The sequence below is a fragment of the Saccharopolyspora pogona genome (assembly GCF_014697215.1).
GTDB lineage: Bacteria > Actinomycetota > Actinomycetes > Mycobacteriales > Pseudonocardiaceae > Saccharopolyspora > Saccharopolyspora hattusasensis.
Genome location: NZ_CP031142.1, coordinates 6,328,557 through 6,354,936 on the forward strand (window position 1 = coordinate 6,328,557; position 26,380 = coordinate 6,354,936).

Annotated in this window: 20 protein-coding genes and 1 pseudogene; 16 read left to right on the forward strand and 5 right to left on the reverse strand. The window is 68.5% G+C overall.

Annotated features, from left to right (window positions below):
* The first annotated feature begins 79 nt into the window (after positions 1 to 79).
* The 5 genes from wzm (at position 80) to DL519_RS29435 (ending at position 6,594) form a co-directional block, all read left to right on the forward strand.
* Positions 80 to 931, forward strand: coding sequence for a galactan export ABC transporter permease subunit Wzm/RfbD (wzm, locus tag DL519_RS29415; RefSeq protein WP_190819591.1), 852 nt, complete (start codon positions 80 to 82; stop codon positions 929 to 931).
* Between the two features lie 17 nt (positions 932 to 948).
* Positions 949 to 1,767: a galactan export ABC transporter ATP-binding subunit Wzt/RfbE gene (gene wzt / locus DL519_RS29420; RefSeq protein WP_190819594.1), complete on the forward strand. Its 819-nt coding sequence runs from the start codon at positions 949 to 951 to the stop codon at positions 1,765 to 1,767.
* Positions 1,764 to 2,678: a galactofuranosyltransferase GlfT1 gene (gene glfT1, locus DL519_RS29425; RefSeq protein ID WP_168586075.1), complete on the forward strand. Its 915-nt coding sequence runs from the start codon at positions 1,764 to 1,766 to the stop codon at positions 2,676 to 2,678. Before wzt ends, glfT1 begins: the two co-directional genes overlap by 4 nt.
* Positions 2,679 to 2,856: 178 nt before the next feature.
* A complete protein-coding gene (locus tag DL519_RS29430; RefSeq protein ID WP_190819596.1) occupies positions 2,857 to 6,159 on the forward strand; it encodes an arabinosyltransferase domain-containing protein in 3,303 nt (1,100 codons plus the stop codon).
* A gap of 27 nt (positions 6,160 to 6,186) precedes the next feature.
* Complete coding sequence (locus DL519_RS29435) at positions 6,187 to 6,594, forward strand: hypothetical protein (protein WP_223839694.1); 408 nt, start codon at positions 6,187 to 6,189, stop codon at positions 6,592 to 6,594.
* A gap of 184 nt (positions 6,595 to 6,778) precedes the next feature.
* On the opposite strand, the gene DL519_RS29440 is transcribed toward DL519_RS29435, so the two are convergent.
* Entirely contained in the window at positions 6,779 to 7,219 is a 441-nt protein-coding gene (locus DL519_RS29440) for a GtrA family protein (protein ID WP_190819598.1), read from the reverse strand.
* Between the two features lie 184 nt (positions 7,220 to 7,403).
* On the opposite strand from DL519_RS29440, the gene DL519_RS29445 reads away from it, so the two are divergent.
* The 6 genes from DL519_RS29445 (at position 7,404) to DL519_RS29470 (ending at position 15,025) form a co-directional block, all read left to right on the forward strand.
* Complete coding sequence (locus tag DL519_RS29445; protein WP_190819600.1) at positions 7,404 to 8,768, forward strand: FAD-binding oxidoreductase; 1,365 nt, start codon at positions 7,404 to 7,406, stop codon at positions 8,766 to 8,768.
* Positions 8,768 to 10,132: an FAD-binding oxidoreductase gene (locus tag DL519_RS29450; protein ID WP_190819603.1), complete on the forward strand. Its 1,365-nt coding sequence runs from the start codon at positions 8,768 to 8,770 to the stop codon at positions 10,130 to 10,132. Before DL519_RS29445 ends, DL519_RS29450 begins: the two co-directional genes overlap by 1 nt.
* Positions 10,129 to 10,890: a decaprenylphospho-beta-D-erythro-pentofuranosid-2-ulose 2-reductase gene (locus DL519_RS29455; RefSeq protein WP_190819605.1), complete on the forward strand. Its 762-nt coding sequence runs from the start codon at positions 10,129 to 10,131 to the stop codon at positions 10,888 to 10,890. The genes DL519_RS29450 and DL519_RS29455 overlap by 4 nt, the downstream gene beginning before the upstream one ends.
* Before the next feature lie 451 nt (positions 10,891 to 11,341).
* Positions 11,342 to 12,331 carry a hypothetical protein gene (locus DL519_RS29460; protein ID WP_223839697.1) on the forward strand — a complete coding sequence of 330 codons (990 nt, stop codon included), beginning with the start codon at positions 11,342 to 11,344 and terminating at the stop codon, positions 12,329 to 12,331.
* 239 nt (positions 12,332 to 12,570) lie between these two features.
* Positions 12,571 to 13,923, forward strand: a complete 1,353-nt coding sequence (locus DL519_RS29465; RefSeq protein ID WP_223839699.1) for a hypothetical protein — start codon at positions 12,571 to 12,573, stop codon at positions 13,921 to 13,923.
* 280 nt (positions 13,924 to 14,203) lie between these two features.
* Positions 14,204 to 15,025, forward strand: coding sequence for a class I SAM-dependent methyltransferase (locus DL519_RS29470; RefSeq protein ID WP_190819607.1), 822 nt, complete (start codon positions 14,204 to 14,206; stop codon positions 15,023 to 15,025).
* Between the two features lie 328 nt (positions 15,026 to 15,353).
* Here DL519_RS29470 and DL519_RS29475 read toward each other — a convergent pair whose 3' ends face one another.
* Positions 15,354 to 16,829, reverse strand: a complete 1,476-nt coding sequence (locus DL519_RS29475; protein ID WP_190819609.1) for a hypothetical protein — start codon at positions 16,827 to 16,829, stop codon at positions 15,354 to 15,356.
* Positions 16,830 to 17,012: 183 nt separating this feature from the next.
* On the opposite strand from DL519_RS29475, the gene DL519_RS29480 reads away from it, so the two are divergent.
* The 5 genes from DL519_RS29480 (at position 17,013) to DL519_RS29500 (ending at position 23,682) form a co-directional block, all read left to right on the forward strand.
* On the forward strand, positions 17,013 to 20,180 hold the full coding sequence (locus DL519_RS29480; RefSeq protein WP_190819611.1) for an arabinosyltransferase domain-containing protein: 3,168 nt from the start codon (positions 17,013 to 17,015) through the stop codon (positions 20,178 to 20,180).
* A 561-nt stretch (positions 20,181 to 20,741) separates the two neighbouring features.
* Entirely contained in the window at positions 20,742 to 20,927 is a 186-nt protein-coding gene (locus DL519_RS29485) for a hypothetical protein (protein ID WP_190819613.1), read from the forward strand.
* A gap of 85 nt (positions 20,928 to 21,012) precedes the next feature.
* Positions 21,013 to 22,023, forward strand: a complete 1,011-nt coding sequence (locus DL519_RS29490; protein WP_190819614.1) for a glycosyltransferase family 2 protein — start codon at positions 21,013 to 21,015, stop codon at positions 22,021 to 22,023.
* Positions 22,010 to 22,417: a GtrA family protein gene (locus DL519_RS29495; protein WP_190819615.1), complete on the forward strand. Its 408-nt coding sequence runs from the start codon at positions 22,010 to 22,012 to the stop codon at positions 22,415 to 22,417. Before DL519_RS29490 ends, DL519_RS29495 begins: the two co-directional genes overlap by 14 nt.
* On the forward strand, positions 22,414 to 23,682 hold the full coding sequence (locus DL519_RS29500) for an NAD(P)/FAD-dependent oxidoreductase (RefSeq protein WP_190819616.1): 1,269 nt from the start codon (positions 22,414 to 22,416) through the stop codon (positions 23,680 to 23,682). Before DL519_RS29495 ends, DL519_RS29500 begins: the two co-directional genes overlap by 4 nt.
* Positions 23,683 to 23,995: 313 nt before the next feature.
* Here DL519_RS29500 and DL519_RS50430 read toward each other — a convergent pair.
* The 3 genes and pseudogenes from DL519_RS50430 to DL519_RS29510 form a co-directional block, all read right to left on the reverse strand.
* Positions 23,996 to 24,469: pseudogene (locus tag DL519_RS50430) on the reverse strand (Uma2 family endonuclease); the annotation flags it as partial.
* Between the two features lie 130 nt (positions 24,470 to 24,599).
* The gene (locus DL519_RS29505; RefSeq protein WP_449619148.1) at positions 24,600 to 25,550 is read right to left on the reverse strand and encodes a decaprenyl-phosphate phosphoribosyltransferase; all 951 of its coding nucleotides are present in this window, start codon (positions 25,548 to 25,550) and stop codon (positions 24,600 to 24,602) included.
* Between the two features lie 229 nt (positions 25,551 to 25,779).
* Positions 25,780 to 26,361, reverse strand: a complete 582-nt coding sequence (locus DL519_RS29510) for a phosphatase PAP2 family protein (protein ID WP_397544986.1) — start codon at positions 26,359 to 26,361, stop codon at positions 25,780 to 25,782.
* Positions 26,362 to 26,380 lie beyond the last annotated feature (19 nt).

The following is a 26,380-nucleotide window of genomic DNA, read 5'->3' on the forward strand; positions in this document are numbered from 1 at the left end:
CCGACGTCAGACCGGCGCGACGCCGTCGAGTGATGCCCTCACCCGGGGGGCACACTCGTGGTCGGTACTCTGACGCACTGTGCAGTCCACGAGCACGCTAGACCGACCCCCGGCTCCCTCTGAGACCTCGTCGCGATCCTGGCGAAAGGCAGCGAAGGACCTCAGCGACGGCTTCAGCCAGCGCCAGCTGTGGGCACACCTTGGCTGGCAGGACATCAAGCAGCGCTACCGCCGATCGGTGCTCGGCCCGCTGTGGATCACCATCGGCATGGGCGTCACCGCAGGCGGCCTCGGCCTGATGTACTCCACGATCTTCGGGCTCAAGGCAGCCGACTATGTGCCGTACATGACCGTCGGGTTCATGATCTGGTACTTCATCCAGGGCTGCCTGCTGTCCGGCACCGAGGTGTTCATCCACAACGAGGGCCTGATCAAGCAGCTTCCCGCGCCGATCAGCGTGCACGTGTTGCGCACGGTGTGGCGCGAATTCCTGCTCTTCCTGCACAACCTCGTCGTCTACCTGGCCATCCTGGCGATCTTCCAGCCGCCGGTGACCTGGACGGTGATCGCCGCGATCCCGGCGATCCTCCTGCTGGTGCTCAACGGCGTCTGGGTGGTGCTGCTCTTCGGAGTCGCGAGCACCCGCTTCCGCGACATCCCGCCGGTCGTCAACAGCTTCATGCAGCTGCTGTTCTTCATGTCGCCGATCGTCTGGCCGATCCAGGCGCTGGAGCAGAACGCGGGACCTCGGGCCTGGCTGGCCCAGCTCAACCCGATCTACCACTTCGTCGAGATCGCGCGCGCCCCGATGCTGGGGACCAACCAGTCTTGGCACCACTGGGCGATCGTGCTCGGGTTCACGGTCGGTGGTTGGCTGCTCGCACTGCTGGTCATGCGTAACTACCGCGCGCGTGTCGCCTACTGGGTTTGATCGGGAGCTGAGAAATCTTGGTCAGCATCGACATCTGGAACGCATCGGTCGACTTCCCGATCTTCGACGCGAAGTCGCGATCGCTGAAGAAGGCCGTCCTCGGCAGGGCCGGTGGCAAGATCGGCACCGACAGCCGGGTACCGATCATCGAGGCGCTGCACGACATCGAACTGTCGCTGCGCCACGGCGACCGGGTTGCGCTGGTCGGCCACAACGGTGCCGGCAAGTCCACCCTGCTGCGGCTACTCGCGGGCATCTACGAACCCACCCGCGGCAGCGCGCGGGTGGTCGGCAAGGTCGCTCCGGTGTTCGACCTCGGTGTCGGCATGGACCCGGAGATCTCCGGGTACGAGAACATCATTATCCGCGGCCTGTTCCTCGGCATGAACCGCAAGGAGATGGAGAAGCGGATCGACGAGATCGCCGAGTTCACCGAGCTCGGCGACTACCTGGCGATGCCGCTGCGCACCTACTCCACCGGTATGCGGGTGCGGCTGGCGCTGGGCGTCGTGACCTCGATCGACCCGGAGATCCTGATCCTCGACGAGGGCATCGGCGCCGTCGACGCGGAGTTCCTGGAGAAGGCGCGGGACCGGCTCAACGACCTCGTCAAGCGATCGGGCATCCTGGTCTTCGCCTCGCACTCCGACGAGTTCCTGATCGAGCTGTGCAGCACCGCCATCTGGATGGACAAGGGCGGGATGCGGGAGCAGGGATCGCTGCGCGAAGTGCTGACGCACTACAAGGGCTACGACCCCTTCGAGCACCTCAGTGAGGAAACCCTGGCCCGGATCGGCGAATCCGCGGCCACTATCGGGAGCAAAGAAGGCTCATGAGCACCGACTCCGCACAGCAGCTGCCGGCCGGGTCCGTAGTCGCAGTGATCGTCACCAGGCACCGTCGCGAGCTGCTGGCCGAGTCCCTGAAAGTCATCGCGAGCCAGACGAGGCTGCCCGATCACCTGGTGGTGGTCGACAACGGCCCGGACCAGCCCGCGCAGGACGTGGTGGCGGACTGCCCGATCCCGTCGACCTACCTCGTCTCGCAGCGCAACCTCGGCGGCGCCGGCGGTTTCGCGCTCGGCATGCTGCACGCGCTGTCGCTGGGCGCGGAATGGGTGTGGCTGGGCGACGACGACGGCCGCCCCGCCGACGAGCACGCGCTCGCGACGCTGCTGGAGGTCGCCAAGCAGCGGCGGCTGGCCGCGGTGTCGCCGGTGGTGGTCAACATCGACACCCCGGACAAGCTGGCGTTCCCGCTGCGCCGCGGCCTGACCTGGAAGCGCCGGGTCAGCGAGCTCGGCGACGGCGACTTCCTGCCGGGCATCGCGTCGCTGTTCAACGGCGCGCTGTTCCGCGCCTCGACGCTGGACGTGGTGGGTGTGCCGGACTACCGGCTGTTCTTCCGCGGCGACGAGGTGGAGGTGCACCGCCGGGTGGTGCGCTCCGGCCTGCCGTTCGGCACCACGCTGCGCACCCGGTTCCTGCACCCGGACGGTTCGGCGGAGTTCAAGCCGATGCTGGGCGGCCGGTTCCACGCCCAGGACCCGTCGGACGCGGCGAAGCGCTACTACACCTACCGCAACCGCGGTTACCTGCTGTCGCAGCCGGGGATGCGCAAGATCGGCGCGCTGGAAGTGCTCCGCTTCGGCCTGTACTTCGTGGGGCAAAAGCGCGACCCGAAGGCATTCAAGGAATGGCTGCGACTGCTCCGCCAAGGCCAACAGGAAAAGTTCTACCGCCGCTGAGCCATCTCAGTTTCAATTGAAACTGCGACGAAACAGCGGTCACCGAATGGTCACGGGACGCTGAGAACGGCCTGAGAGCTTCCTGAGATCGCAGCTCACGGCGTTGCACGAAGTGTTCATTTGCACACCCGTCGAATGCCGCGAAAGGGCCCGGACCAGCAACTACTATCCTCGGCCCGTGCTCAGTGGCCAGGAAGAAAGCCGCCGAACGGACGACGCTTCGGCGCGCATCGAGACGAATCACCGACAACCGTCGGCCAAGCGGCTGAAGCTGTTCGCGACGGTCTTCGGGCTGCTCGGCACGGTGCTCGCATTGGCCGTGCCGTTCCTTCCGGTCAACTACGACATCACGACCCTGAAGTGGCCGACGGCGGAAGGCACCAAGTCGGTGTCGGCGCCGCTGGTCAGCTACTCCCCGGTGTGGCTGAACGCCGAGATCCCGTGCACGGCCGTGCGCAGCCTGGACGCCCGCACCAACGGCCCGGCCACGCTGCTGAGCACGAACCCGCCGTCGTCGGATTACGGCAAGCTGACCGGCCTCACGCTGCAGGTCGACAACGGCCACCTGACGATGCTGACCAAGGGCCAGCAGGTGGGCACGGTGCCGCTGCCCGCGGGTGACTGCTCGCTCTCGCTGCACTCCGACGCCTTCAGCACCACGGCCAGCGTCGGCACCGAGACACTGGCGAACCTCCGCGGCGACCAGCGCCCGCAGCTGACCGGCATCTACTCCGGCCTCAACGACGGCATCGACGACGTGCGCGGTGTGTCCTTCGAGGCCCGCGTCGACAACCGCTACGAGAGCCAGGCGACCACGCTCAAGCTCGCGGTGATCGTGCTCGCGGTGCTGGCGTTCATCGGCTCGCTGATCTGCCTGCGGCGGCTGGACGTACGGGCCGGTCGCCGCCCGCCGAAGTGGGCCCCGGCCGGCTGGTGGAAGCCGACGTTCCGCGACGTGTCGGTGATCGGCGCGCTGGCCGTCTGGTGGGTCATCGGCGCGATGACCTCGGACGACGGCTACATCCTGACCATCGCGCGGGCGCGCGAGAGCTTCGGCTACATCAGCAACTACTTCCGCTGGTTCGGCGTGGCCGAGGCGCCGTTCGGCTGGTTCTACGAGCTGTACGCGCTGTGGGTGCAGGTGTCGACGGCGACGCCGTGGGTGCGGTTGCCCGCGCTGCTGATGGGCATCGTGAGCTGGCTGCTGATCAGCCGCGAGGTGCTGCCGCGGCTCGGCCAGCAGGTGCGGCGCAGCAACGCCGCCGGCTGGGCCGCCGCCGCGGTGTTCCTGGCGTTCTGGCTGCCCTACGACAACGGCCTGCGGCCCGAGCCGGTCGTGGTGCTGTTCTCGCTGCTGGCGCTGTGCGCGGTCGAGCGCTCGGTGGCCACCGGGCGGCTGATGCCCGCCGCGCTGGGGCTGGTCGTCGCGGCGCTGTCGGTCGGCGCGAACCCGCACGGCATGGTGTCCGTGCTGCCGTTCGTGGCGGCGTTGAAGCCGCTGTTCCGGCTGGTGCGCAAGCGGGCTCAGGAGTTCGGCTGGGTGCCGGTGCTGGCCCCGATCGCGGCCTCCGGGTTCGTGATCCTGACGCTGGTGTTCTCCGACCAGACCTGGCAGTCGATCATGGACGCGACCGCACTGCGCACCGAACTCGGCCCGAGCCAGAGCTGGTACGAGGAGCTCAGCCGCTACAACCTGCTGTTCAGCCAGACGCCGGACGGCTCGATGACCCGCCGGTTCCCGGTGCTCCTGGTCATGCTGTGCCTGACGACCTGCGCCGTGGTGCTGCTGCGGCGGGGCCGCATCCGGGGCGCCGCGCTCGGGCCGAGCCGACGGCTGCTCGCGGTCACCGCGCTGTCCTTCGTCGTGCTGGTCCTGACCCCCACCAAGTGGTCCCACCACTTCGGCATCTTCGCCGCGTTCGGCGGCGCGCTGGCCGCGCTCACGGCGCTGGCCACGAGCAGCACCGTGCTGCGGTCCAAGCGCAACCGCGCGGCGTTCGTCGCGATGCTCATGGTGATCCTGGCGTTCGCGGCCACCGGACCCAACGCCTGGTGGTACGTCTCGGGCTGGGGCGTGCCCTGGTTCAACATGCCGCCGCAGATCAGCGGCCACGAACTGAGCACGTTCTTCCTGGGCATCGCCGGGATCGCGCTGATCGTCGCGTTCATCGAGCATCTGCGCATCGACGAGAACAACCCGAAGGTCGTCGAGGAGCGCTTCGGCCGCGAGGAGAAGCGCAGCCGCGCGCTGCGGCTGGGCACCGCGCCGCTGTCGATCCTGTGCGCGCTGCTGGTGCTGTTCGAGCTCGCCAACTTCGGCAAGGTCATCCAGAAGCAGTGGGGCAGCTACAGCCTCGGCGCGGACAACATCAGGCAGATCGTCGGCTCCAGCTGCGGGCTGTCCGACTACGTCTACGTGGAGACGAACCCGCAGTCCGGCATGCTGCGGGTGTCCGGCGACCAGCCGGGCAAGGCGGCGCCGTCGGAGGACAAGGACATCGGCGTCCCGCCGAAGCGGCTGGAGGGCAAGGAGGACGCCGACCAGTACATGCGGGCCAAGATGGTCGGCTTCAACCGGCCCGGCCTGCCGCCCGGCGACGGCTCCGACATGCAGGAACCCGACTGGAAGCCGCCGCACCAGTTCGGCAACGACAACGCGCCGGTGTGGGGCAGCTACGACGCGGCCGGCGTCGGCACCGGTGAGCTGCGCACCCAGTGGTATGACCTGCCGGATCGGGCGAAGACCGGCGAGGTGCCGGTGGTGCTCTCGCTGGCCGGCGCGGAGCTGGGCGCGAACTCGGTGGCGCTGGAGTTCGGCCACGACACCGACAACGGCTTCCTGATCACCGAGCGCAAGTACGTGGTGCAGCAGCCCGGCCCGGCGTGGCGGGACTTCCGGTTCACCCTCGGCGACAAGTCCAAAGACGCCACCAAGATGCGGGTGGTGGCCATCGACAACTCGCTGGGCCCGAACGGCTGGGTCGCGGTGAGCGCGCCGCGGGCGCCGCAGCTCGTGAACATGACCGACTTCGTCGGGGACCAGCCGACGTTCGTGGAGTGGACCGCCGCCCTCGTGAACCCGTGCCTGCAGCTGCCGGGCGTGCACCACGGCATCGCCGAGATCCCGAAGTTCCGGGTGGCGGCCGGCGCCGAGGTGCGCGACATCGGGCAGGGCTGGTCGTCGCCGGACGCGGGTGGACCGTTCGGCTGGCTCAACGTGGCGACCAGCATGCGGGAGCTGCCGACCTACCTGAAGAACAACATCCACCGGGACTGGGGCTCGCTGTACGCGGTCGACCCGTACGAGCCGGACGCACTGCCAGCGCAGGCGGCGATGGACGTGCACGAGGAGACGCACTGGGGCACCTGGACGCCGGGTCCGCTGTCGAAGACGGTGCACCTGCCGGGCGACGTCCCGAACAGCGACGACCGCAACGACGTCAAGGCATTCGAACCCCCGGAGGAAGAACCCGAGCAGTAGCCCGCAGCGCGAGGGGCGGTGTACGCCGTGAGCGAAAACGACCGGTGGGCGGGGGTTCCGGGGTCCGCTGAGGGTGAAATCCGGTGCCGGGACGGCCGGTTCGTGCTGCGCTGGACGGAGAAGTCCTTGCGGCGCAAGGAACCCGTCACCCTGCGATTGGGAGATCCGATGCCCGAAACGCGACCCGGACTCGTGCTGCACCTCGCCGGCGTCAGCCAGCCGCTGCACATCGCGCTGGCCCCGGCGGAGGCCGATGCACTCCGCGACGTGCTCGCCGACCTGATGGCCAACGGCCAGACGAAGTCGCTCACGACCGCCGACGGCGGCCGCTTCGCGGTGAACTTCGCGCACGTGGCCACGGCGCACGTCGAGATGACCCGTTCCGACGCCAACGCCTACGGAGCCCCGGCCCGAGGCACCGGCTTCCGCAACTGACGCCACTCAGGGCACCGGTTCTCCCCGCAATTTCAATGGAAATCGCGGAACATCGGCGTGTCGGACCCCGACACGCCGGCGGCTGTGGATAACTCCCACAATTTCAATGGAAATCGGACCTCTGATTTCCATTGAAATTGCGGACTACGGGGGGGAGCCGGGCGGCGACTGGGACCCTTGTGGGTCACTCGCGGAAGACGACCCACTTGAGCATCACGAAGTTGATCAGCGTGCCCAGGCCCTGCCCGGCGATCCAGCAGGCGGTGATCATCCACGGGGTGCCTTCGGCGCCCGTGAGCATGACCAGCAGCTGGTTGGTGCCCCAGTTCACGAAGAACGTGACGATGTAGACGAGGGCGAAGGCACCGGCCTTCGCCCTCGTGTTCCCGGTGCTCGCACCGTGGAAGGTGAGCTTCCGGTTGATCACGTACGACGCTGAAGTTCCGAGGACGAAGCTGATCCCCCTGGACAGCCACACCGGCCAACCGAACACACCCAACATCAGCGAGTAGGTGCCGAAGTCGATGATCGCGCAGCCGCCGCCGATGACGATGAAGCGGAACAGCTGGCTTAAGACGCCTAGGCGCTTCGGTTCGGTCTGGGCTGCGGGTTCGGCCACGGCCACTGGTTCACCTCGGGATCCGACGACAGGGCATTCGGCACCTGGGGCACCCGGCTAGACGCCGAAGACGTGGGAGATCGAACTCCGCGAACGTCCCAAGCGAGTGTAGCGATGACGCATCGCACACCGCCGGGGACCGGATGTACCCGCCGGTATCTGCCACGTCAACGCGGATAGACTCGGCTGGGTGGGATCGGTAAAGGACGAGCTTCAGACGCTGACCGGCTGGGGGCGCACCGCGCCGACCAGGGCGCACGTCGTCAGCACCCCGGACGTCGAGGCGATCGCCAAAGCGGTCCGCGAGGCCGGTGAACGGGGCGTCATCGCCCGCGGTCTGGGCCGCAGCTACGGCGACCCGTCGCAGAACGCGGGCGGCACCGTCATCGACATGACCGCCCTCGACCGGGTGCACCAGATCGACGTGGACAACGCGACGGTGGTCGTGGACGCTGGCGTGTCGCTGGACACGCTGATGCGCCGGCTGCTGCCCTACGGCCTGTGGATCCCGGTGCTGCCGGGCACCCGGCAGGTCACCGTCGGTGGCGCGATCGGTTCGGACATCCACGGCAAGAACCACCACTCGCAGGGCTCGTTCGGCAGCCACGTGCTGTCGCTGGACCTGCTCACCGCCGACGGCGAGGTCCGCGCGCTGACCCCGGACGGCGAGGGCTCCGAGCTGTTCTGGGCCACGGTCGGCGGCATGGGGCTGACCGGCATCATCATCAGCGCGACGATCAAGCTCAAGCGCGTCGAGACCGCGTACTTCCTGGTCGACAACGTGCAGACGAAGAACCTCGACGAGCTGATCGAGCACTTCACCGACGGCTCGGACGACAACTACGTCTACTCCGTCGCCTGGTTCGACTCGCTGGCCCGCGGCGACAAGCTGGGCCGCGCGCTGCTCACCCGCGGCAACTCGGCCCGCGTCGAGGACCTGCCGAAGAAGCTGCGCAAGGACCCGCTGAAGTTCAACGCGCCGCAGCTGATGACCGCCCCGCCGATCTTCCCCAACGGCCTGGTCAACAAGTTGACCATCACCGCGTTCAACGAGGTCTGGTATCGCAAGGCGCCGACGAAGTTCGGCATGGTGCAGAACATCACCCAGTTCTTCCACCCGCTCGACCTGGTCGGCGAGTGGAACCGGGTCTACGGCCCCAACGGCTTCCTGCAGTACCAGTTCATGGTGCCGTTCGGGCAGGAGGCGATGTTCCGCCGCTCGATCGACAAGATCAGCGCGTCGGGCCACGTGTCGTTCCTGAACGTGCTCAAGACCTTCGGCGAAGGCAACCAGGCGCCGATGTCGTTCCCCCGCAAGGGCTGGACGCTGACCGTCGACATCCCGATCACCCCGGGCCTGGACCGGCTGTGCCAGGAGCTCGACGAGATGGTGCTGAACGCGGGCGGCCGGCTGTACCTGGCCAAGGAGTCCCGCACCTCGGCCCAGATGATCGAGCAGATGTACCCGCGGATCGAGGAGTGGCGCAAGATCCGCACCGCGGTCGACCCGGAGGGCATCTTCCACTCCGACCTCTCCCGGAGGCTGAGCCTCTGATGACTGCGGCGTTCGAAACCAAGGAACTCTACGGCTGGGGTCGCACAGCGCCGACGCGGGCGCGCGTGCTGAGCACCGCTGACGTCGAGAAGATCGCCGAGGCGGTGCGCACCGCCGACGAGCGCGGCGTCCTCGCCCGCGGCCTGGGCCGCAGCTACGGCGATGTCGCGCAGAACGCCGGCGGTGTGGTCATCGACATGACCCCGCTGAACCGAATCCACGACATCGACCCGGACACCACGATCGTGGACGTGGACGCCGGCGTCAGCCTGGACCAGCTGATGAAGGCCGCGCTGCCCTACGGCCTGTGGGTCCCGGTGCTGCCGGGCACCCGCCAGGTGACCATCGGCGGCGCGATCGCCAACGACATCCACGGCAAGAACCATCACAGCGCAGGCAGTTTCGGCAACCACGTGGTGTCGATGGACCTGATCACCGCGGACGGGCAAGTCCGGACGGTGACGCCGGACGGCCCCGAATCGGAGCTGTTCTGGGCGACCGTCGCGGGCATCGGCCTCACCGGCATCATCGTCCGGGCCAAAATCAGGATGACCCGGACCGAGACCGCGTACTTCGTGGCCGACCTCGATCGCACCGACAACCTCGACGAGACGCTCGAACTGGTCAGCAACGGCTCCGAGGACGACTACACGTACTCCTCGGGGTGGTTCGACGCCATCTCCACCGGTGCCAAGCTGGGCCGCGCCGCGTTCAGCCGCGGCTCGCTGGCCAAACTGGACGACCTGCCTCCGAAGCTGCGCGCGAACCCGCTGAAGTTCGACGCGCCCAAGCTGGCGACGCTGCCCGACGTGTTCCCGAACGGGCTGGCCAACAAGCTGACCTTCAGCGCTCTCGGTGAGGCGTGGTTCCGCAAGTCACCCAAGCGCAAGCTCGGTGTGGTGGAAAACCTGACCGCCTTCTACCACCCGCTGGACATGTTCGGCGAGTGGAACCGGGCCTACGGTTCCAAGGGATTCCTCCAGTACCAGTTCAGCACGCCGCTGAACGCGCACGAGGAGCTGCGCCGGATCCTGCTGAGGATCGCGCACTCCGGGCACTACTCGTTCCTCAACGTCTTCAAGCAGATGGGTGAGGGCAACCGGGCACCGCTGTCGTTCCCGCACCCCGGCTGGATGGTTTGCGTCGACTTCCCGATCAAATCGGGCCTTTCCCGACTGTGCACCGATCTCGACGAGATGGTGCTCGAGATCGGCGGCCGGCTGTACACCGCGAAGGACTCGCGGGCCACGGCGGAGACGTTCCACCGGATGTACCCGCGCGTGGACGAGTTCCGCAAGATCCGCCAATTCGTAGACCCCGAAGGCATTTTCGCCTCAGACATGAGCCGGAGGCTTGAGCTGTGATCGACGCCGTTGGAAACCCCCAATCCCTGTTGGTGCTCGGCGGCACCTCCGACATCGCGCTGGCGACGGCGAAGCAGTACGCCGAAGCCCGCCCGCTGCGGATCATCCTCGCGGATCGCCCCGAGGAGTCGGAGCGCCTGAACGAGGCCGCCGAGACGCTGCGCAAGACCGGCAGCACGGTGTCGATCCTGACGTTCGACGCCCGCAAGCCGGATACGCACGCGGAGGTGATCGACAAGGCGTTCGCCGACGGCGACGTCGACGTCACGCTGATCGCCTTCGGCATCCAGGGCGACAACGAGAAGGGCTGGACGGACGTCGAGGCGGCCCGCGCGGTGGCCGACATCAACTACGTGGCCCCGGTGTCGCTGGGCGTGCTGCTTGCCGCGAAGCTGCGCAAGCAGGGCCACGGCAACGTCGCGGTGATGTCCTCCCCCGCCGGTGAGCGCGCGCGGCGGTCGAACTTCGTCTACGGCTCCTCGAAGGCGGGCCTGGACGTGTTCTTCACCGGTCTGGCTTACGCGCTGGAGGAGCACGGCGTCAAGGTGACTGTCGTGCGGCCGAACTTCACCCACACCAAGCTGACCGAGGGCATGAAGGCTGCGCCGATGGCGAACACTCCGGAAAGCGTCGCCAAGGTGATCGTGGACGGCGTCCGCAAGGGCAGTCCGCTGGTGTACGCCCCCGCGCAGTTCCGGTTCGTGATGTCGATCCTGCGGCACGTGCCGCGCGCTATCTTCCGCCGCCTGCCGATCTGATCGGTTTCGGAAGGGGCCGTCGGAACCACCTCCGGCGGCCCCTCTGCTTTCCCACGTCTCTGCAGGTAAAGGCTCGTGATCAGTCCTGGGTGCGATAGCGCCTGAAAGCACTCACGGGCATGCCGCGCTGGGGAGTTGGAGAAATTTCGGCTCCGCAGGCAACGTTTCGCCCCCTTCCAACGATCATCGTGGTGACGGGGCGGTGAAGGCGTTCCGTCTGGAATATGTGACTTCCCGACGCGCTGCGCGCAGAGGAAGCGCGGATGCCTGGCGAAGTGGGGTTCACCGGGTGCCCGTGTCCGTGGGTCCTCCAATCTGCCCGAATCGCCGGAGGACCCACGGAACGTTCACCCGCAGCCGGTTCGAAGGACGCGGGGACCGTCGACCCGACTCGCTCGCGCGATCGTTCCCGACGAGTTCGCGCGGGAGCTCGACGAACTCCCGGTGCCCCGTGCAGCGGGCAGCCCGGAGCGGGGCTTCTGCGAATCTCCGTTGCGAGGGCCTGCGCTGGCAGGCCTTCACCCACGCCCGTTTCTACTGGACTCCCGACACTGGCGTGACGGTCGTCCGCGGGATGATCTACCTCGGGTTCCTGGAGCGCGGCGGGCACGAAGAGCTGGGCGTGCCGATAACCGACGAGCTGGCCAGCAGTGGCAGCGGCCGGTACAGCGACTTCCTGACCCGCGACGGCGTGATCCACTCGGCCATCTACTGGTCCACGCGCACCGGCGCGCACCTGGTGGTGGGCCCGCTCCTGGAGCACTTCCGGGAGCTCGGCGAGGACGCCCACTTCGGCTACCCGGCGACCGACACGCGGCTGACACCGGACGCCTTCGGCGCGTACAACCACTTCCTCACGCCGGACGCCCAACATGAGAACGCCTCGATCTACTGGACCCAGCCGTCTGGCGCGAACGCGGTGCAGGGCGCGATCCGGGACAAGTGGGCGGCCACCGGCTGGGAGCGCGGACCGCTGGGCTACCCGGTGACCGACGAACTGTCCACACCGGACGATGTGGGGCGCTACAACCAGTTCAACGGCGATGGCCGGTTCCCGGCCGGGATCGTGTGGAGCCCGCAGACCGGGGCGCACCCGGTGCAGGGCGTGATCGCGCAGCGCTACATCGAACTGAGCGGGCCTGCGGGCGTGCTGGGTTACCCGACCACCGACGAGCTGGGCACGCCAGATGGCCGGGGCCGGTACAACCACTTCACCGGCACCGGCGGGGCATCGATCTACTGGACACCGCAGACCGGCGCACACGAGGTGTACGGCGGAATCCGCGCCCGCTGGTCGCAATTGGGCTGGGAACGCTCCTACCTGGGCTATCCGGTGACGGGTGAGTACGACATCCCGCAGGGCCGGGCGAACGGGTTCGAGCACGGCTTCGTCGAATGGCACCGCGACACCGGCGCAGTGGTGGACTTCCCGAAGAACTGAGTACGCGAGGCGTCCGGTGGGGCGGGCCCACCGGACGCCCCACGCCGGTCCTCGCCGCCGACACGACCCGATCCACAGCTCACCCCGAATCGAGCCGGGCGTCCCTGCCTGAATCGCCGACAGCGGCAGAAGGTTCAGACCTGTCGGACAAAAAGAGCGAAGGACTCGAATCGGTAACACCCGGCAACGTTTCCCTTCGCACCGGCGATCACCAGGTGACCTGACCGAAAGGGTTACGAGTGAACGTCAAACGTCTCGTTGCGGCAGTGGCCGCCACGACAGCCGTACTCGGTTTGGCCGCAACCGCGCCGGCCGTCGCACAGCCCGAGGAACCGACCACCGCAACCACCACGACCGCGCCGGAAACACCGTCCACCAGCGAAAAGGTGCCCTCCGACGCCTCGGAACCGGCCGAAAGGCCCGCCACCGCGGAGAAAACGGCGACATCGGAACCCGCCACCACCCCGGCGGAGCCCACCCCCGGCACCACCCCCGGCACCACCGCCGCGGAACCGACCACGTCCGCCGCGGAACCGACCACCGCGGCGGTCGCACCCGGTGACGGCGAGATCCAGCGGCGCTACGACTCGCTCACCCCGGCCATGCGCGCCGAGGTCGGCAACCCGGTTCGCGCCGAGGTGGTCGCGGGCGACGCCCTTCGCTGGCAAGACTTCACCAACGCCCGCTTCTACTGGACTCCCGACACCGGGGTGACCATCGTCCAGGGCCAGATCTTCCAGCGGTACCTGGACTTCGGCGCGCACGAAGGCCTCGGCGTGCCGGTCACCGACGAGCTGAGCTCCGCCGGCGGCACCAGCCGCTACAGCGACTTCGTCTTCCGGGACGCGACCGGCGAATACCCCTCCACGATCTACTGGTCCACCCGGACCGGGGCGCACCTGGTCGTGGAGGCCCTGCGCGATCACTACCGCGCGCTCGGCGAGGACCGCTTCGGCTACGTCGCCACGGACAGCTACCCGACGCCGGACGAGCGCGCCGCCTACAACCATTTCGTCACGCCAAAGGGCCACGGCGCCTCGATCTACTGGAGCGAATTCGGGGTCGCCTCGGTCAAGGGCGCGATCCGGGACAAGTGGGCCGCAACCGGTTGGGAGCGCGGCCCGCTGGGCTACCCGATCAGCGACGAACGGGACGGCGGGGACGGCGTCGGCAGGTACAACGAGTTCTCGGGTGACGGGCGGCTGCTCGCCGGGATCGTGTGGAGCCCGCAGACCGGGGCGCACTCGCTGCAGGGCGTGATCGCGCAGCGCTACGTCGAACTGGGCGGCCCCAGCGGCATCCTCGGCTACCCGACCACGGACGAGCTGGGCACGCCGGACGGGCGAGGCCGGTACAACCACTTCACCGGCACCGGCGGGGCGTCGATCTACTGGACGCCGCAGACCGGTGCGAACGAGGTGTACGGCGGAATCCGCGCCCGCTGGTCGCAATTGGGCTGGGAACGCTCCTACCTGGGCTATCCGGTGACGGGTGAGTACGACATCCCGCAGGGCCGGGCGAACGGGTTCGAGCACGGCTTCGTCGAATGGCACCGCGACACCGGCGCAGTGGTGGACTTCCCGAAGAACTGAGCTCGGCCGATGCACGGGTGCCCGGTGGCGGCCAGTTCACCGGGCACCATTCCAACGACGACGGCCGCATCCCGTGCAGACGCCTCACCCGATACGGTGCAGCCCACCGACGTGGTGAAGTCGGTCGACCCCGACGTTGAACGGCCAAAGCGGTCAGGTGTTCGACTTGTGCGGCACCAACGTCACGGTCGGCGGCTGGCGGAATGGTTGACCACCGATTCCGGAAATGGCCGCCACGCGCGGCCGTTTTCCGCTTGCGCCCGCGCGTAGCGTCGGTTGCATGGAGGACTTTGAGACCGCGATTTCGGCTTACTACCGATTGGATCCGGAACGCGACCGGCTCTCCACCTGGGGATTGCTGGAGTCGCTTCGCACGACCGAACTGCTGGACCGGTTCCTACCGGCACCCCCTGCGGTGGTCCACGACGTCGGCGGCGCGCGGGGCGCATACGCGCTTCCCTTGGCGCGCAACGGATATCAAGTCCACCTGATCGATGCGTGGCAACCACACGTGGAAGCCGCAGCGGCGGCCTCGCGGGAGCAGGCGGACGCCCCGTTGAGCTCCGCGAGCGTCGGGGACGCGCGAGAGCTTCCCTTCGGCAACGGCAGCGCGGACGCCGTTCTGCTGTTCGGCCCGCTTTACCACCTCCTCGAACGCGAGGACCGCGTGGTCGCGCTGCGCGAGGCTCGCCGGGTGCTCCGGCCGGGGGGAATCCTGCTCGCCGCAGCGGTTTCCCGGTACGCATCCACTTTCGACGGTATCCAGAGCGGTGACATCTCCGACCCCGAGTTCGAGGAAATCGTGGTCGGTGATGTACGCGACGGGGTGCACCGCAACATCGATCCGGAGAAGCACCCGAACTGGTTCACGCTGACGTTCTTCCACCGCCCCGCCGAACTCCGCGACGAAGTCGCCGAGGCGGGCTTCGCCGACGTCGAACTGGTCGCCATCGAGAGCGCGGGCGCCTACGCGACGGACCCCGAGTGCCTCGCCGAGGCCTCGGACCGGGATGCGGTCCTGCGAGCCATCCGCCGCGTCGAAGCGGTTCCGGAGCTCCTCGGCGCCAGCCCGCACATCATGGCCATCGCCCGTCGGCTATAGGCTGCCCTTGAGCGTTTTCGGTCCTATAGAGGCTGTTTGGAAAGCAATCGTCCGAGCTGCGGTAGGGCGAGCTTTGCCTTTGAAGCGGCGAAGCCGCTTAGCTCATGCTCGCGACCGGCACCGCCGCAGGTTCTCAGGCCGTGCTCACCCCGTCGGCTTTCGGCGGGGAGGCCGCAATTTCCATTGAAATCGCCGGTCCGATTTCAATGGAAATTGCGTAGGACGCAGGCCAGACGGCGACCGTAATTCCCGCAGGGGGGCCGTAATTCCCGCAGGGGGCCGCTACCCGCTCCGCCACTCAGAACGAGCCTGGAACAGGCTCTATGGCTCACGGGACTCGACCGGCCGGAACGGGTTCCAGGACCAGGTGGGCGGGTTCCGCCCAGGTCGAGGCGATGTTCCAGAGCAGGTCCGGGCCGGGGCCGGGCTCGCGGCGGAGGACGACCTCGATTGGGCGCGGTTCGGTCGGGGTGAAGTGTCGGTAGTTGAACTCCAGCAACGCGCGGACGAACGGGGTCGCGTCGGCCAGGCGCTGCTCGATCTGGGGCGCCAGGTAGCCGCGGTCCGAGAACCCGTCGACGATCGCGCAGTCGCAGTGGTACGCGAGCGCGCCGATTTCGCCCGGGCTGGAAACGGTGCGGTCGCCGACGATCCGTCCGAGTTCGGCGCCGATGTGCGCGTAGTCGGCCGGGGTCGCCCAGTTCGTCGTGATCGCCGCTTCGCGCCACGGCAGCCCCTGCTGCCCGCTGAACCACGCCTGCGCGGCGAACACCGCACACCCCACCACAGCCGCGAAGGGCCACCGGACCGCGCCGAGAACGCCGATGAGCAGCAATGACAGGCCGATCAGGCTCGGCGCGTAGTACCAGTGGTACGGCGGAACCCCGAGGAGCGTGTAGACGTAGTAGTGCGCGACGGCGCCGAGACCGATCAGCGCCCAAGGCCAAAGCAGTGCGGCGCGGCGGAACACCCGCAGCACGCACACGACCGGCAGGCACGCCAGGCCGAGCACTGCCGGGATCAGCGAAACCACCACCGCTGTCGGGAAAGCTTCGTGGTAGAGCTCCAGCCCGTTGCTGAAGTCCCAGTCGCCCCAGGACTTCTGCAACTGCTTGATCACCAGCGTGTCCGGGACCGCCGATCCGAAGTAAAACCAGCTGAAGGTGAACCACGGCAACGCGACCGCGGCGGCCGTCAGCAGCCAGCGCCACCAGCCGCGCCACAGGCTCGGCCGGCCGATCAGCACCACCAGCACGAACACGCCGAGATCCAGCCTCGTCAGGGCCAGCAATCCGGCGGCGAGGCCGAACAGCACCGGTCGGCGCCGCACCGCCGCCAGCAGCAGCAAACCGAGAAGGGCCGAGGCCAGCGTCATCTCCAGCCCCACCGTGGACAGCACCAGCGGGTTCGCCGCGACCAGCAGCGCTCCCAGCGACCCGATCCAACCGGGGAATCCGCTGGTCCGCGCCGCGCTGCCGAGGAACGCCGAGAGCGCGACGTTGGCCAGCACGAACACCACTCCCAGCGCCACCACCGGCTCCCGCACCACCTCGATGGCCGCGGCGAGCACCAGGACGTTCAGGGGGGCGGTCGCGGAGTTCGAGACCTCGGCGCCGATCAGCCCCCAATGGCCGTGGAACGCCAGATTCCGGGCGTAGCTCAGGGTTATGTAGCTGTCGTCGATCAGGGCACCGTGGACGACCCAGAACACCGCTCCGGACACGACGCCGATCACCAGCGGCCAGACCGGCACCCTGACCCACGCCCGCTCCGGCCGTTCCACCACGATCTCGGCAACATCCACCTGCCACTCCCGTCTGCTCGACACATGCACGCCGAACCGGCCCTGGGCGTTGCCTACACGCGGGCAACCTGCGCGGGATGCAGATCGTCAATCGGCTGGACGAATTCGGCGCGCCACCACCAGCGGCGAGAGCAGGTTTCGTCAGGATGACCGGCGACGCATTTCCGATCTACGAGGAGCGCGGTGAAGTACTGGAGCAGCTCGGCGCAACTCGATCCCCCGGCCGAACCGCGGCCCGTCGAAGCCGACCGCCCCAAGCGGTCCCGGCTCGGCCAGTGGCTGGTGCACCTGCTGGCGTGCTGCGTCGGCATCGTCGGGCTCGGCTGCGCGCTCGCCCTTCCGCTGGCACCGGTCTGGGTGGACCGCACCGAGGTCAGCTGGACAGGTGCCGAGTCCACGACCGCGTTCTTCGCGCCCTACCGCCCAGCTTCGTTCGACGCGTCCGTGCCGTGCCCGGTGCTGCGCGCCGCGCTCGACCGGCCGGAGCGGACCACGGTCCTGACCACCCTGCCGCCGGGCAGCGCCCGCGAAGGCCTGGTCCTGGCCACCCGCGACGGGAAACCCGAGCTCGTGCTCGACCAGCATCAGGTGCCGCTGCCGCCCGGCACCTGCGACCTGGCGATCCACGCGGACTCCGGGCAATCCGTGGTGACCCCGGGCGGCCGACCTCCGATCGTGCTGCCCGGGGTGGCCGCGCCGGAGATCTTCACTTTCGCCACCGATCTCGAACCCGCGCAGCTGGCCGGGATGTCGGTGACCGCCTGCACCTTCTCCTGGTTCGACACCTCGCCGACCGACAGCAAGAGCACCCTGATCACGGCCACGCTGGTGCTCGCGCTCGTGTCGCTGGTCCTGCTGTTCGTCCACGCCCCACCGGTATTCGGCGCGATCCGCCTGCGGCCGCTGCTCCTGCCGGTCGATGCCGCGGTCGCCGCGGTACTGGCGGGATGGCTGGTCATCGGGCCGCTCACGGACGATGACGGCTTCGCGATGATGACCGTCCGCAACTACGACGTGGCCGGCGACATCGGCAACTACTACCGCTGGTTCAACGCCTCCGAAACCCCGTTCACACTGGTCCAGCACCTGATGCGGTGGGTTTCGGCGGACAGCCTCGCGCCCGCCTGGCTGCGCGTGCCCAGCACGATCGCCGGGCTGCTGACCTGGATCGTCGTCAGCCGCGGCATCGTCGCGCCGGTGTGCCGGGGCACCCGGCGCCTGCCGCTGCACCTGCTCGCGGCGGTGTTCTTCCTGGCCTGCTGGCTGCCGTTCGGGTTGGGCATCCGGCCGGAGCCGTTCGTCGCGCTCGGCACGTCCGCGCTGGTCGCGGCCCTGCTGAAGATGTCCCGGACGCGGGCACCGCACTTCTGGCTCGGCGTCGCCGCGCTGATCGCCGGGCTGACGGTGGCGGTCACGCCGACCGGCGTCAGCGCGCTGATCACCGTGATCGTGTTCGCGCCGCGCATCGGCCGGGTGCTGGTGGAGCGGGGCGCGCTGCCGCGTTGGATCAGCGTGCCCATGCGCGTCGTGCTGCTCGGCTGCGTGGGATCGGTCGGCGTGGTGGCGATGTTCGCCGACTCGACGCTGGGCGGGGTCCGGCAGGCGACCGCGATCCACGACGAGTTCGGGCCCAGCCTCGGCTGGTACCAGGAGTTCGACCGGTACGCGAACCTGCTCGGCACGGGCATGTGGGGCGCCGCCGGCAAGCGGATGGTGGTGTTCCTCGTCGTGACGGCCGTGCTGGTCGCTGCGGCGTGCGCGATGCGGCAGGTGCACCGGTGGACCAGGCTGACCGACCTGCCGATGCTGCTCGGCGCCGTAGCCGCTGTCTTGGTGGCGATGTGGTTGACGCCGTCGAAGTGGACGCACCACTTCGGGGCGCTCGCCGGGGTCGGCTCCGCGCTGCTCGCGGTGACGGTCGTGCTGCTGGGGCGGGTCGGCCGGCTCGACCACGCCAAGCGGGAAGCGCGGCTGGTCGGCGTGTTCGGTGGGATCGCCGCGTCGGTGGCCGCGAGCCTGGCGTTCATGGGACCGAACGCCTGGCCGTCGCAGTCGAACCTGGCGATGCCGTGGTCCGACATGCCCGTCCGGCCCGACCTGCCGATGGACAACCCGGCGCTGTGGCTCGCGACGGGTGCGGCGGTCGGCGTGCTCACCTTCGGCTTCGTCCGGATCCGCACGAAGCTGCCGAAGCAGCCCGGCCCCGTCGGTCTCATGTGGACGGTCATGCCGTCGTCGGTGCTGGGGTTGGCGGCGCTGGCGTCGGTGGCGGTGCTGATCGGATCTTTCATCGCCGCGCCACAGACGATGGGCGACCGCTTCTCCATCGCCCGGATGAACTGGCAGAGCATCCGGGCCAACAGCTGCGGGTTGGAGAGCGAGATCGAGACGCTGCCGATCGCCAAGCGGCTGATGCCGGTGGCCGGGACCGCCGAACTCGACGGCTTCACCGCGGGTGGCGCGCCGCCGCAGGAGCCCGACCTGCGCGAAGAGCGCTCGGGCGAGCCGTTGCAGGCGGAGAAGCCCGACGACCCGAAGGCACCCGAGGGCGAGGTGGCGTCGACGTCGGCGAGCCAGTTCGCCTGGACCAGCACGACGGGTGGACCGCAGACGACCGGCTCACTGACCTCAGCCTGGTTCGGCCTGCCCGGACTCACCGGCGACCAGACGCTGTCGCTGTGGGTCTCGGGTCGGCCCGAGCAGGGCAACTCGCTGGCCCTGGAGTTCGGCACGGCCGGCGGGCGGCAGGTGGCGACGCGCGAGCTGCGTGATCCACCGCCGACGGATCTGCCGTTCGACGACCCGCGTCACGGCCGGCCGATCGACTGGCGGAACTTCCGCGGTTGGCGGCTGCTCACGGTCGAGCCCGACGCGATCCCGGCCGGGGCCGAGCGGGTGCGGGTGCGCGCCGAGGACCGCACCAGCGACGACCAGGGGTGGCTGACCGTCAGCGGCCCCGCAGTCCGGGACGTGGTGCCGCTGCGGCAGGCGCTCGAAGGGCGGGAACCGGCGCTGATCGACTGGCCGATGAGCTTCGTCTTCCCCTGCCTCTTCAACTACCCGCAGGTGTCGCACGGCGTCGCGACCAGCCCTCGGATGCTGATCACACCGCCCGCCGGCGAGGGCTCGATGGCGTTCGGGCCCGACATGGGCGGCGTGTTCGCCGGGGTGCCGATGCTGTCCCAGCGGCTCGAGCTCCCCACCCGCCTGCGCCACGCCCCCGGCAACACCTGGGGCCACCTCTACTACGTCCGCTACCCGATCGACCGTGACGCCTACGCGACGACGCGGCACCGCGAACGTATCGGCGGCGCCGACGGCGACCCCGCCTACCCGTTCGAGGCGCACTGACCGCAGGTTTCGCCTGGTCGAGTGGCGTGAGCGCGTTGGGCTGCGGTAGAGGTGTTTTGGATGAGGTGGCACCGGGATGTGTTTGGGGCGAGCCGGTGCTGTCGAGGCGGCGAAACGGCGTGACGGTCGTGTGGCTGGGGCGATTTCTCGCGCGAAATCGTCACCACTGCCGTAGGTCCGCCGTTTCACCGGCACGCGGAACGAGTTCTCAAACAGGTTGTACAGGCGGCTGTTTCCATCCGCCGCGTCGGGACTGTCCTCGCCAGACGATGTCTGAGAACCCGCAGCGGTGATCGCAACACCCTCCGAATGGACGCACAAATTTGGCGTGCTGATCGGGATCGGAGCCGCTACCCTGACAGCGGGTGTGGTGTTGATCGCTGTCCGTGCACGTCGGCTAGCCTCCGACCGGCCGCGGTGGTCGGATTGCTGTGCACCCGCTGGCCGTGTTCGCAGCGGCGCAGACATTCGCTGGAAAACACAATTCCCGCACTCTCAGTACGGGGGCCTCGGCAGCTGCGGCATCGCCGACCACATGGTCATCACTCCTACGCCTCGCCGATGGCCAGATACCTGGCGGAACCACCCGCGTACCTGGGCAACCTGCCTGCGGGCCAGGGATTCGGCGGGACTGCCCCCTACGAGCGGAGCATCGGCGGAGCGCGCGAGACCGGCACCTGGGAGGAGATGTCCACGCGGCTGGTGGGGGCCGGGAAAACCCCGACTACGCCGAGTGGGGCCACCTGATCGTGGTGGATTACCCGATGCCGGGCAACGACTGCGGCATGCAGAGCGTTCCTGTTCCACGGTGGGGATGGCGAGGGGAGTGACCATGGCCGACACGATGCGCCAACAGGTCCGGATTCCGGTGCCGCATCAGCGGCAGGCCACCCGCGAGGGCGCGCCGCCGCTGATCTCCTACGTGCTGCCGGTCTACAACGAGGTGGCGGGCATCCGCCGGTTCCACGAGGAGCTCGTCGAGACCACGGCCAGCCGCCCCGAATTCGACTACGAGTTCATCTACGTCAACGACGGCTCCGCGGACGGATCGCTGGACGCACTGCGGGACCTGGCCAAGAACGACCCGCGCGTGCGGGTGGTGGACTTCGCCCGCAACTTCGGCCACCAGATCGCCATCACCGCAGGGCTGGACCACGCGCAGGGCGACGCGGTGATCGTGATGGACACCGACCTGCAGGACCCGCCGCGGGTCAGCCTGGAGCTGATCGACACTTGGCTGTCCGGTGCGGAGATCGTGTCCGCCCGGCGGCGCACCCGCCGCGACACCCCGTTCAAGCGCGCCACCGCGCACACCTACTACCGGGTGCTGCGGCGCTGCGCCGAGGTGGACATCCCGGTGGACACCGGCGACTTCCGGCTGCTCGACCGGCGCGCCGCCGAGGAGCTGCGGGGATTCCGGGAACGCAGCCGGTTCATCCGGGGCATGGTCGCCTCGATGGGGTTCGAGCAGCGCGAGGTGCTCTTCGACCGCGACGATCGGATGGCCGGCGAGACCAAGTACCCGATGCGGAAGATGATGCGACTGGCCGCCGACGGGGTCACCAGCTTCTCCACCGTGCCGCTGAAGCTGATCACCCGGATCGGGTTCATCACGCTGGGCCTGGCGATGCTCGGCATCATCTACGCGGTGACGCTGCGGCTGTTCTTCCCCTCGATCACGGTCTCCGGGTGGACCATGCTGATGGTCGCGATGCTGTTCCTGGGCGGGCTGCAGATGCTGTCGCTGGGGGTCATCGGCAGCTACGTCGGCCGGATCTATCACGAGGTGCAGCAGCGCCCCCTCTACATAGTGCGGAACGTGATCTCGCATGACGAAGACTGAACCGATCGGCGGCAGCGACCGGCTGATCAGCCGGTCGCTGCTGCGCTACGCGTTGATCGGCGCCAGCGGCGTGCTGCTGGACTACCTGCTGTTCCTGCTGCTGTTCAACGCTGTCGGGCTGCACGAGCAGCTCGCGAACGCGATCAGCACGACGGCCGGGATCACCAACAACTTCGTGCTCAACACGTTGTTCAACTTCCGCAAGCGGGACCGGATCCTGGTGCGGTTCCTGCGGTTCTACGCCGTCGGCGTGGCCGGGATCGCGTGGGCGTTCGTGCTGCTGCAGGTGTTCTCCGGCTGGCTGGGCATCGACCCGAACCTGGTCAAGGCCGGTTCGCTGCCGGTGGTGCTGATCTTCCAGTACTCGATCAACAAGAAGTGGAGCTTCGGATGAGAGTAGGCGTCGTCGGGGCGGGCGCGACCGGTTTGACTGCGGCGTTCGACACGGTGAAGGCCGGGCACGACGTGACGGTGCTGGAGGCGTCCACGGAACTGGGCGGGCTGGCGGCGTCGATCGAGGTCGGCGGGACGCCGCTGGAGCGCTTCTACCACCACAGCTTCCGCACCGACCGGGCGATAATCGAGCTGGTCGAGGAGCTCGGCCTGGGGCACCTGCTGCGGTTCCACAAGCCCAGCACCGGCGTGTACATCGACGGGGAGCTGCACGACTTCGGCACGCCGCAGGAGATGCTGCGGTTCCCGAAGTTCTCGCTGCTGGACCGGTGCCGCTTCGGGGCGTCGTCGGCGGTGCTTAAGTTCGTCCGAAATGGACAGCGGTTCAACTCGGTGCGGGCGCTGGACTGGATGCGCCGTTGGGCCGGACCGCGCGTCACCGAGACGATCTGGGAGCCGCTGCTGACCGGCAAGTTCGGTGCCCACGCCGAGCAGATCTCGATGGCCTGGTTGTGGGCGCGGATCCACTACCGGACCTTCGAACTCGGTTACGTGCACGGCGGTTTCGAGCAGGTGTACCGGGCGCTGCTGGACGCGGTGACCGAACGCGGCGGGAAGGTGGAGTTCGGCAAGCCGGTCGAGTCGATCCGCCAGCCCGGCGCGACGGTGCTGGTGGGCGCCGGGGACGGCAGCAGCTACGAGTTCGACAGGCTGATCGTGACCGTGCCGCAACCGGTGTTCGCGAAGGCCGCCGGGATCGCATCGGACCACGTGCTGTGGCAGAACCAGTACCTCGGCGCGACCTGCTTCGTCCTGGAGTGCGACCGCAGCGTCATCCCGCACTACTGGCTGAACATCAACGACCCGGCGTTCCCGTTCCTGGCGGTCGTCGAGCACACCAACATGGTCGACCGCAGCGAGTACGGCGGGCGGCACATCGTCTACGTCGGCAACTACGTGCCGCGCGAGGACTGGCGGTTCACCACCGATCCGGCCGAACTGCTGGAGCGCTACATCCCCTGGCTGCGCAAGCTGAACCCGGACTTCGACCGGTCCTGGATCCTCGACTGGCACTTCTCCAAGGCGGGCTTCGCCCAACCGATCGTGACGCCGCAGTACCGGTCCCTGATCCCCGGCCACCACACGGCGATGCCCGGCGTGACCCTGGCGACGATGTCCCAGATCTACCCGCAGGACAGGGGCCAGTCCTACGCAATAGCGATGGCCCACGAAGTGACCAACCGCCTGAGCCTCGACCTGGAGTGAACCCGGTGCAATTTCGCGAGAAATTGACCGTCACCCGGGTGACGGTCAATTTCTCGCGAAATTGGCGCCAGCCCGGGTGACGGGCCCCGGCGTGCCGAAGGGCGGCGGGGCGGCGAAACAGCGGATCCCGCGCCGGTGATGAAGCGCGATGACCCCGGGGAGCACGGCGTTGGAGCGGAAGCCCTTCCGACCGCCCTCGATGGCGAGCACGCGCGTCATCTGGGCCAAGGCGCCCCGCGGCAACAGTGCGGCGGTCGACGGTCAACGCAACCGGCGACTCCATCGCCATGGTCGTCGCGCTTTCGGTGACCAGGACGTAACGACCGTCCTTGAGCACATACGCGGCCAGGCTGGTCGGCTTGTCTAGATCCACTATCCAGTAGTTGGTAACACCGGCCTCGGCATACCCGGCGAGCTTGCAGATCCGATCGGTCCTCCCCGATCCTGGCGAGACCACCTCAACCGCGAGCACCAAGTCCGATGCTCGGTAGCGGGCCGGGCTTACTCTGGCCAGTTCGACGGGAACAACGATGAAATCGGGAATCCGCACTGTGGCCAGGTGCTCGAACAATACGACCTCGACCTCGGGCAACGCGACGAGGGATTTGGGAAGCTGCGCTCGCAGCTGGTAACCGAGCTCCATCGATGCCCACTGGTGATCGGACACCGGCCGAGGACTTACGTGGAGGGTCCCTTCGATGAGTTCAACGCGATGGCTGTTGTCCTCGGGAAGCGCGGCCCAATCTTCCAAGGACAGCAGACGGTCCGGCCACGCCACACCGCTCATCGCGCCCTCCTCCTACCAGGCACCTGGACATTCTGCCCAACTCGCCCAATGGTCTGGTTGGTCAGCAGGCTGCGCCGAAAACGACAGCGCCCCCGACCGGTGTGCGGTCGGGGGCGCTGGAGTGCTGGACTTACAGGTAGAACGCCAGGAACAGGCAGCCGGCGAGGATCACGCCGAGGACCATCAGGACCTTGTCCTTCAGGACCACTTCCTCCGGCTCGCCCGCCACGCCCTTGTCGATGTCCACCGCGTACCGCAGGATCGCCACCACCATCGGGATGATCGAGATCAGGCCCCAGCGGGACGACTCGAACTCCCGGATGTCGTACGCCCACAGCGCGTAGCACATGATCGTGATGGCCGCCGCGATCGCCCACACGAACCGCAGGTAGGACGGCGAGTACGCCTTCAGCGACTTGCGGATCTTCGCGCCGGTCTCCATCGCCAGCTTGACCTCCGCGTAGCGCTTGCCCGCCACCATGAACAGCGAGCCGAACGCCACGATCAGGTAAAACCATTGCGTGATGACCAGGTTCGCAGCGGCACCACCGGCGATGGCGCGCAGCAGGAAGCCGGACGCCACGATGCACAGGTCGATCACCGGCTGGTGCTTCAGGCCGAAGCAGTAGCCCAGCTGCACCAGGATGTAGACCGCCATCACGACCAGCAGCGGCGTGCTGGTCAGGGCCGAGATCACCAGCGAACCGCCCAGCAGCAGCACGCACGCCGCGTACGCGATCGGCACCGGGATCAGGCCGGCGGCGATCGGGCGGTTCCGCTTCGTCGGGTGCTGGCGGTCGGCCTCGACGTCGATCGCGTCGTTGACGAAGTAGATGCCGGACGCGGCCATCGAGAACACGAGGAACGCGATCACCGCGTGCCCCAGGATGCCCGGGTTCAGGATCTCGCCCGCCGCGAACGGAACGGTCAGGACCAGGACGTTCTTCACCCACTGCTTGGGGCGCAGCTCCTTGACCAGGCCGGAGACCAGGCCCGCCGTGGTGCCCGCCTTGGCGGTCACCTTCGCGTGGTAGGCGTCCGAGGACTTGTCCTTGATGTCGTCGGACTTGGCCGACGGCACCTCAAGCGCCTCGTCGCCGAACTCTGCGCCAATGGTGCCTTCCGCGTCCGCCTCGACCTCCACCCGCTTCTCCTGCGCGGTCTCGCCGGACTTCGCCTCGTCGCCGGGCTCGTCGGACTTGTCGGCGCCGGTCAGCACCGCGTCGCCGACCTGGGCACCGTTGCTGCCTTCCGCGTCGGCCTCGGCCGGGGCGTCGGGCTTCCCGGTATCGACCTCGGTTTCGTTCTTGTCAGCCACGGTTCCTCCGCCGTCTCATGAATCGCCGCACGCCCCACGCCACGGCACCGCCGAGCGCCGAACCGGCGACCACATCGCTCGGATAATGAACCCCCAGGACAAGCCGGCTGACCATCATCGGCGGCACCAGCACCGGGGTCAGCTTCTTGCCCGTCAACCCGCCGTAGAGCACCGCGGCGGCCGTCGTGGACGTCGCGTGCGAGGACGGGAAGCTCAGCTTGCTCGGCGTGCCCACCAGCACCTGGACCTCGGGGTCGGCGGGGCGGCGGCGCCGCACCACGCGCTTGACCGCGATCGACGCCGCGTGCGCGGCGGCGACCCCGACGGCGGCGGTCAGCCACTCGCCGCGGCGCTTGCGGTCCACCAGCGCGCCGACCGCGCCGATGGCCAGCCAGCCGCCGGCGTGCTCGCCAAACAGCGACATCGCCTGGGCGGTCTTGACCACCGCCGGCTTCGCCAGCGCGCCCTGCACCTTGCGCAGCGCGACGGTCTCGGGGGTGACCGCTGCCGGTGCCTCGTCGGTGGGTGCGGCGGCCGGTTCTTCGGGGGCGGTCGCCGTCGTCAGCTCTGCCACATCGTCTCCGGGTGTCGGG